Source organism: Streptomyces sp. NTH33, from assembly GCF_003236365.1.
GTDB lineage: Bacteria > Actinomycetota > Actinomycetes > Streptomycetales > Streptomycetaceae > Streptomyces.
Genome location: NZ_POTZ01000363.1, coordinates 1 through 7,091 on the forward strand (window position 1 = coordinate 1; position 7,091 = coordinate 7,091).

Genomic DNA, 7,091 nt, shown 5'->3' on the forward strand with positions numbered 1-7,091 from the left:
GCCCCAGCCTGCTCACCGGACAGGCCGGACTGCCCGTCCGCTACGCCGAAGGCCACCCCGCCCTGCAGTGCGTCGACCGCATCGGCTCGGTACGGGCCACCGTCGGCACCGTCCCGCCCGAACAGGCACGCGAGTGGGCCGAGGCCCGGCAGTGGCCGCCCGACGCCGTACACGCCCTGTGCGCGGTCCTGCGCAGCCGCGGCCGCACCCTCGGCGTCGTCACCTTCCTGCGCGCCGCCGGCCGCACCCCCTTCGAACGCCCCGACGCCGCCCACGCCGAGAACGTGGCCCTGCGCATCGCGACCGCCCTGGACCTGGCCGACCTGCTGAAGAACGGGCGGACCTGAGAGGTCAGGCAGCCCGCCTGCGGGCGTACACCTCGATCTCGATCCTCATGTGCGGGTCCGCCAGCCCGCACACCATCATCGTCGCCGCCGGCCGCACCTCACCGAACACCCGCCGCAACACCGGCCAGCACGGCTCGAAGTCCTCCCGCACGGGCAGCAGGTACCGCACCCGCACCACGTCCCCGAACCCGCACCCGGCCTCCGCCAGCGCGGCCCCGATGTTCCGCAGGCACTGCTCCGCCTGCTCCACCACGTCCTCGGAGATCGTCATCGTCGCGTAGTCGTACCCGGTCGTCCCCGACACGTGCACCCACTCCCCGTCGACCACGGCCCGCGCGTACCCGATCCGCTCCTCGAACACCGACCCGCTGAGAACCACTCGCCGCTCCGTCATGCGCCGAACGGTAGCGCTCGAAAAAAGTGGTTGATCGAGGGTCGGCCGGTTCATAAAGTGTGGCTTACACGAGAAGGGAGGTGGTTCGGCAGATGTGTGAGAACCGGACGCGTGAGGTGGCTGCGGGCTAGCGGCCCGTCACCCCACCCAGTGCGGTGCCGGACCAGCGCGCGGCAGATGCGTGCGACCGGCCCAATCCCCAGCAGTCACCCGACCCGCGAGCTGCCGGTACGTCCGGCCGGCCTCCCCGCCGTTCAGGCGGAGGGACCCAGCTCGCGGGTCGTCTGCGTGTTCGGAACCTTCGACCGCGCTTTCGGCGGAGCGGTCCGGTTGTCGGTGGGATGGGTCAGAATTGAAGGTCAGGGCCCAGCGCACGCGTCGGAGAGCCGCCGGGCTTCCGGCAGAGGTAATCGAGGGGTACGTATGTCCGGACTGATCGACACCACGGAGATGTATCTCCGCACCATCCTCGAGCTGGAGGAGGAAGGCGTCGTCCCCATGCGCGCCCGGATCGCGGAGCGGCTGGACCAGAGCGGGCCGACGGTGAGCCAGACGGTGGCGCGGATGGAGCGTGACGGTCTCGTCTCGGTCGCTCCGGACCGGCACCTGGAGCTCACGGAGGAGGGCCGTCGGCTGGCCACGCGGGTGATGCGCAAGCACCGGCTCGCGGAGTGTCTGCTGGTCGACGTGATCGGCCTGGAGTGGGAGCAGGTGCACGCTGAGGCCTGCCGCTGGGAGCACGTGATGAGCGAGGCCGTGGAGCGCCGGGTGCTGGAGCTGCTGCGGCACCCGACCGAGTCGCCGTACGGCAACCCGATCCCGGGCCTGGAGGAGCTGGGCGAGACGGACGGCGCCGACCCGTTCCTCGACGAGGGCATGGTGTCGCTGGCCGACCTGGACCCGGGGACCGACGGCAAGACGGTGGTCGTCCGCCGTATCGGGGAGCCGATCCAGACGGACGCGCAGCTGATGTACACGCTGCGCCGTGCGGGCGTGCAGCCCGGCTCGGTGGTGAGCGTGACGGAGTCGGCCGGTGGCGTGCTGGTGGGCAGCGGGGGTGAGGCCGCCGAGCTGAAGGCGGATGTCGCCTCGCACGTGTTCGTGGCCAAACGCTGAGCCCGCCCGCCGGCCGGCCCGCCGGTCGGCAGCCGCCTCTCCCTCCCCTCGGTGATTCAGCGCGCCGAAGCGCAGCGCTCGGTCGTTTCCCGTGCCAGGCTGTTGCGAGAGGCATATGACCCGAAGGGGTGGGGAGGATGTGCCGTAGACAAGTGGAGGGCCCCGGCGCCGTGCGGCACCGGGGCCTGTCCTCCCCTACGGCGACCCGGAGCCCCGAGCTCTCAGGGTCGTCCCCCTCGGACCTCTTTTCCCCGAGCGGTCCGCCTCCCGTTGGAGATCTCCCCATGACAGCGGCGATCATTCCTCGCGGGGGGTCACTCGAACGAGGGGTGTTCGTGACGGAGAAGACATTTTCGAATGCGCATTCGATAGCCTGAACGCCTGTGAGTGACGGGTCCTTTGGGGTCTGCGCTGCAGGAATGTGCACGATGGCATGGACGGCATACGGAAAACGGAACACGGTTCACAGGATCGGCCGGCCCGACCGGGAGCGAGCGGTCCGAGCGGAGCCAGGGGGGTGCCAGACCAATGGTGCGGCGCATCGACGTGACCGGGGCGGGCGGCGTACGGCTCGCCGCCTGGGAGTTCGGCGAGCCCCCGAAGGCCGGCCCGGGTGAGGCCGCGCCCGGGCCGGGGCGAGCGGAGGCGGGGAGGGCCGGAGCGGGGCCCGGGCTGCCCTTCGTGCCTGCCCAGGCCGAGGCGCCCGAGCCGTACCAACCACCCGAGCCGTACCAACCACCTGAGCCGTACCAACCACCTGAGCCGTACCAACCACCTGGTACCGGGCTGGAGCGCACCGGCGGCGTGCTGTTACTGCACGGGCTCATGGGCCGCGCCTCGCACTGGGCCTCCACCGCCCGCTGGCTCGCCGAGCGGCACCGCGCCGTCGCCCTCGACCAGCGCGGCCACGGCCAGAGCGAGAAGCCCCCGCAGGCGGCCTGCACCCGCGAGGCCTACGTGGAGGACGCCGAGGCGGCCCTCGAACAGCTGGGCCTCGCCCCGGCCGTCGTCATCGGGCACGCCATGGGCGCGCTGACCGCCTGGCAGCTCGCCGCCCGGCGCCCCGACCTGGTGCGCGGGGTGATCATCTGCGACATGCGGGCCTCCGCGCTCGGCGCGGCCTCCCAGCGCGAGTGGGAGGACTGGTTCAAGGCCTGGCCGGTGCCCTTCGCCACCCTCGCCGACGTACGGAAGTGGTTCGGTGAGGACGACCCGTGGGTGGAGCGCCCGAACCCGGCGCGGGGCGAGTTCTACGCCGAGGTCATGCACGAGGGCCCGGAGGGCTGGCGCCCGGTCTTCGAGCCGCAGCAGATGCTCACGTCCCGGGAGGCCTGGGTGTACGACGCGCACTGGGAGGAGCTCGCCCAGGTCCGCTGCCCGGCCCTCGTGGTCCGCGGCCTGGACGGCGAACTGGGCCGGGCCGAGGCCCAGGAGATGGTCCGGGTGCTGCCGCACGGCGAGTACGCGGAGGTGGCCGACGCCGGCCACCTCGTCCACTACGACCAGCCGGAGGCCTGGCGCGCGGCCATCGAGCCGTTCCTCGACGCGGTGCTCGCCGGATGACCGCCCCGGCGGCCGTGCAGGAGGCGTTCCTGAGGCCTTCCACGCCGAGCGTCCGGCGGTCACCACGGACGCGTTCGCCGACGGCCGGGCCCCGGACGGGCGGTCCGGCTACGAGGTCCTGCGCGACCGGGTGACCGGCGCCCGCCGCGTCCTCGACCTCGGCTGCGGCGACGGCGTCCTGCCGGACCTGCTCGCCCGCACCGAGGGGCGGCGGCTCGCCGGCGTGGACCTCTCACCCGAGGCGCCGGCCCTGGCCCGGCGCCGCCCGTCCCTGCACGCCACGGCGCCTGTGCTGACGCGGCCCCTCGCGCACCGGAACCTCAGCCCTTGCTCACCGCCGTGAGGATCTCCGGCAGCCGGGCCGCCGTGCGCGGCGCCGCCAGGCGCAGACCGAGCAGGGTGAGCCCCGCCCCGTACGCCGCGCCGGCCGGCAGCAGCAGCCAGCCCCAGCTGCCGCCGGTGGCGCTGACGTTCGACCAGATGGTGAGGGCGATGACGGGGGAGCACAGCAGGGCCGCCGCGACCATGCCGCCGAAGATGGAGATCCAGGCGAGGCCCGCCTGACCGGGGGCCACGTTCTTGAAGCCCTCCTGCGGGATGGAGTACGGGAAGCGGGCCGACGTCCACGCCCCGGTCGCCAGCATCGCGCCGAGCAGGGCGAAGGACAGGCCGAGCACCTCGGGCAGCCGGGACCACTCGCCGAGCAGACCCGTGGTCAGCACCGTGACGACAGTGGCGTACGGCAGGGTGATCGCCAGCAGGGCCAGCGCCCGCGCGCGCAGTTCGACGTAGGCGTCCCGCGGGGAGGAGATCGTCAGCGCGACCATCCAGAACGCGGAGGTGTCCTGCCCGAACTGGTTGTACATCTGGATGCCGAGCATTCCGGCGGCGAAGCAGGCGAAGTACGGCGTGCCGGTGCCCTGCAGGGCGTTGAACACCGGCACGATCAGGCCGATGGCGAGCGAGGTCGCCCAGGCCGCCTTGGTCTTGGGGTCGCGCCAGATGTACCGCAGGCTGCGTTCCATGACGGTGCCGGTGCGGCCGGCGGGCAGCAGCCGTGCCAGGCCGCCGCCCTCGCGGGTGCGCTTCCGTACGGGAGCGTCGACGGCCTGCAGGGTCGAGGAGTCGGGTGAGGTCATCAGCCGGTTCAGGCTGCGCCCCCACACCGCGAGCAGGGCGGCCAGGGCTGCCGCGGTCAGGGCGAGCTGGGCCACCGCGACGCCGTAGGAGCCCCGGCTCGCCGAGTCCACCGCGCCCACCGCCGACGCGGGCGGCACCCACCGCAGCACGTCCGCGACCGGGTCGAGCCGGCCGAGGTCCGCCGAACCCAGCCGCTGCATGCCGAAGTTGACCACCTGCGCGCCGATCGCGATGACCAGTCCGCTGAGCACCGCCAGGTCCCGCCCCCTGCGGCTGGTCAGCAGCCGGATGTTGGCGGCGGCCACGGCCCGCGCGAGGGCCACGCACACCAGCAGCGCGAGGACGAGGGCGAGAACCGCGACGACGAACGCGACCGCCCCGTGCGCCACCGAGAGCACGCAGCCCACCAGCAGCAGCACCGTGAACAGCGGTCCGATGCCGACCAGGGAGGCCGCCAGCAGGGCGTTGACCAGTGGCCGTGGCCGCAGCGGCAGCATCACCAGGCGGGTCGGGTCGAGGGTCTCGTCGCCGCTGGGGAAGAACAGCGGCATCACGGCCCAGCCCAGCGCCAGCACGGCCACGCCGAGGACGGCCACGGAGGCGATGTGCGCGTGGCCGCGCAGCAGGACCAGCCCGAGCAGCTGCAGCGCGGCGAACAGCAGCGCGAAGACGGCCGACGCGATGAACGCGGCCCGCCGCCCGCCGGACTGCCTCAGCCCGTTGCGCAGCAGCGACAGCTTCAGGCGTACGACGACGGGGGTGATCGAGGGGGCCGTCGAGGACGTTCCGGTGTCGGCGCTCACCGGGAACCGCCGCCCAGCCAGTCCAGGTGGGAACCGGTGTCCCGGCCCTGGGCGCCGACGAGTTCGAGGAAGGCCTGCTGAAGGGTCGGGGCCTCGCCGCGCACCTCGGCGAGGGGGCCCTGGGCACGGATCCGCCCGGCCGCCATCACGGCCACCCAGTCGCACAGCGACTCGACCAGTTCCATGACGTGGGAGGAGAACACGACGGTGGCGCCGGAGGCGGTGTACCGCTCCAGGACGCCCCGGATGGTCTGCGCGGACACCGGGTCGACGCCCTCGAACGGCTCGTCGAGGAACAGGACCTCCGGGTTGTGCAGCAGCGCGGACGCGAGCCCTATCTTCTTGCGCATGCCGGTCGAGTAGTCGACGACGAGCTTGTGCTGGGCGCCGGCCAGATCGAGTACGTCGAGCAGCTGCGTGGCCCGCCGGTCCACCTCGTTCCCGGGCAGACCGTGCAACCGGCCCGAGTACGACAGCAGTTCCCGCCCCGACAGCCGCTCGAAGAGCCGCAGCCCCTCGGGCAGCACACCGATCCGCGCCTTCACCGCCACCGGGTCCCGCCACACGTCGTGCCCGACGATCTCGACGGTGCCCTGGTCGGGCCGCAGCAGCCCGGTCACCATGGAGAGCGTGGTGGTCTTCCCCGCCCCGTTGGGCCCGACCAGCCCGATGAACTTCCCCGCGGGCAACTCGAGGTCGACCCCGGCAACGGCGACCTGCTGGCCGAACCGCTTCCAGAGCCCTTGCACGCGTACGGCGCTGGTACCCACCACGTCTGCTCCTTCCGTCAGCATGAACCCTACGGGGGAGCACCCCGCCCAAGGGACGCGGGCCTGTGCTGATATGCGGCTCCGCCGCGGGGGCGTGGCCGGCCGCACACGTCTCGCGGTCGCGGGACAGGACAGGCCGAGCAGGGCAGGGGCGCCCGTTACCTGTCCCTGCCGCACGCGTACGCCAACGCCGGGATCAGCTCCTCGACGTCCGGCAGCCACCGATTCGCCGGCGTCGGCCGGCAGGCCCACTGCGCGGCCCCCCGCGACCCGTACCGCGTGGGCGGCGCGGCCACATACGCCCCCTCGCCCAGCGCGACCAGATCGAGGGACGCCGTCGACCAGCCCAGCCTGCGCAGCAGCTCCGGCACCTTCACGCACGCCCCCGGCAGCACGAAGAACTGCATCCGCCGCTCGGGGGAGAGGATCACCGGCCCGAGGGCCGACCCCCACCGCTCCATCCGGGCCAGGGCGAGGAACCCGGCCGTCTCCGGGACGGACATCGCGTCGAACGTGCGGCCCGTGGGCAGCAGGATCGACGCGGGCGGCCGCTCCTGCCACATCCGGCGGACCGCGGTCGCGCTGCCGGTCGCCAGGGCCGCCCAGTCCTCGTGCGCGGGGTGTGCGCCGGGTGCCGCGCACACGGGGTCGCCGCAGGAGCAGTGCTGCACCCCGTCGACCGCTTCCAGCCAGGTGCCGGGGAACACGTCCCAGTGGCGTTCCTCGGCGTAGCGAACGGCTGTCTCCAGCAGGGACTCTCCGCGCTGCTGGGGGATCCGGCCGGCGGTCCGGCCGGCGGTGTGCGGGGCTCGGGCGCCCGGGATCGTCTCTTCCACGCCCCACTCAACTCCCGCACCCACCTGGAGTTACGGGGGTTCCGGGGGCGGACGCGCCGGGAAGGAGCACCGGGTCCCCGCCCGGCGCGCACGGGTGCATGGGCGGGGACCCGGTGCTCCTT

The 7,091-nt window shown here is 73.3% G+C and carries 7 protein-coding genes and 1 pseudogene; 4 read left to right on the plus strand and 4 right to left on the minus strand.

From position 1 onward, the window contains the following. A pseudogene (locus C1I97_RS27305) lies at window positions 1-347 on the plus strand (diguanylate cyclase); the annotation flags it as partial. Window positions 348-351: 4 nt separating this feature from the next. Here the strand turns inward: C1I97_RS27305 and C1I97_RS27310 are convergent. Next, the gene (locus tag C1I97_RS27310; protein WP_111005811.1) at window positions 352-741 is read right to left on the minus strand and encodes a RidA family protein; all 390 of its coding nucleotides are present in this window, start codon (window positions 739-741) and stop codon (window positions 352-354) included. Between the two features lie 423 nt (window positions 742-1,164). Here C1I97_RS27310 and C1I97_RS27315 point away from each other — a divergent pair, with 423 nt between their 5' ends. The 3 genes from C1I97_RS27315 (at window position 1,165) to C1I97_RS40175 (ending at window position 3,763) form a co-directional block, all read left to right on the plus strand. Then, window positions 1,165-1,857 carry a metal-dependent transcriptional regulator gene (locus C1I97_RS27315; protein WP_073946117.1) on the plus strand — a complete coding sequence of 231 codons (693 nt, stop codon included), beginning with the start codon at window positions 1,165-1,167 and terminating at the stop codon, window positions 1,855-1,857. A 528-nt stretch (window positions 1,858-2,385) separates the two neighbouring features. Then, window positions 2,386-3,420 (plus strand): alpha/beta fold hydrolase, encoded by a 1,035-nt coding sequence (locus tag C1I97_RS27320; protein ID WP_111005812.1) that lies wholly within the window; start codon window positions 2,386-2,388, stop codon window positions 3,418-3,420. A 130-nt stretch (window positions 3,421-3,550) separates the two neighbouring features. Next, on the plus strand, window positions 3,551-3,763 hold the full coding sequence (locus tag C1I97_RS40175) for a class I SAM-dependent methyltransferase (RefSeq protein ID WP_181446941.1): 213 nt from the start codon (window positions 3,551-3,553) through the stop codon (window positions 3,761-3,763). On the opposite strand, the gene C1I97_RS27330 is transcribed toward C1I97_RS40175, so the two are convergent. The 3 genes from C1I97_RS27330 to C1I97_RS27340 all read right to left on the minus strand — a co-directional run bounded on the left by C1I97_RS27330 (window position 3,741) and on the right by C1I97_RS27340 (window position 6,969). Beyond that, window positions 3,741-5,363 (minus strand): transporter, encoded by a 1,623-nt coding sequence (locus C1I97_RS27330; RefSeq protein ID WP_181446942.1) that lies wholly within the window; start codon window positions 5,361-5,363, stop codon window positions 3,741-3,743. The genes C1I97_RS40175 and C1I97_RS27330 overlap by 23 nt on opposite strands. Then, the gene (locus tag C1I97_RS27335) at window positions 5,360-6,157 is read right to left on the minus strand and encodes an ABC transporter ATP-binding protein (RefSeq protein ID WP_181446943.1); all 798 of its coding nucleotides are present in this window, start codon (window positions 6,155-6,157) and stop codon (window positions 5,360-5,362) included. Before C1I97_RS27335 ends, C1I97_RS27330 begins: the two co-directional genes overlap by 4 nt. Before the next feature lie 134 nt (window positions 6,158-6,291). Further along, the gene (locus C1I97_RS27340; RefSeq protein WP_111005813.1) at window positions 6,292-6,969 is read right to left on the minus strand and encodes a bifunctional DNA primase/polymerase; all 678 of its coding nucleotides are present in this window, start codon (window positions 6,967-6,969) and stop codon (window positions 6,292-6,294) included. Between the last annotated feature and the right edge of the window lie 122 nt (window positions 6,970-7,091).

Bases quoted from the DNA above. Each gene is read 5' to 3' on its own strand.
- C1I97_RS27310 (WP_111005811.1), bottom strand. From the start codon at position 741: ATGACGGAGCGGCGAGTGGTTCTCAGCGGGTCGGTGTTCGAGGAGCGG.
- C1I97_RS27315 (WP_073946117.1), top strand. From the start codon at position 1,165: ATGTCCGGACTGATCGACACCACGGAGATGTATCTCCGCACCATCCTC.
- C1I97_RS27320 (WP_111005812.1), top strand. From the start codon at position 2,386: ATGGTGCGGCGCATCGACGTGACCGGGGCGGGCGGCGTACGGCTCGCC.
- C1I97_RS27335 (WP_181446943.1), bottom strand. From the start codon at position 6,157: ATGCTGACGGAAGGAGCAGACGTGGTGGGTACCAGCGCCGTACGCGTG.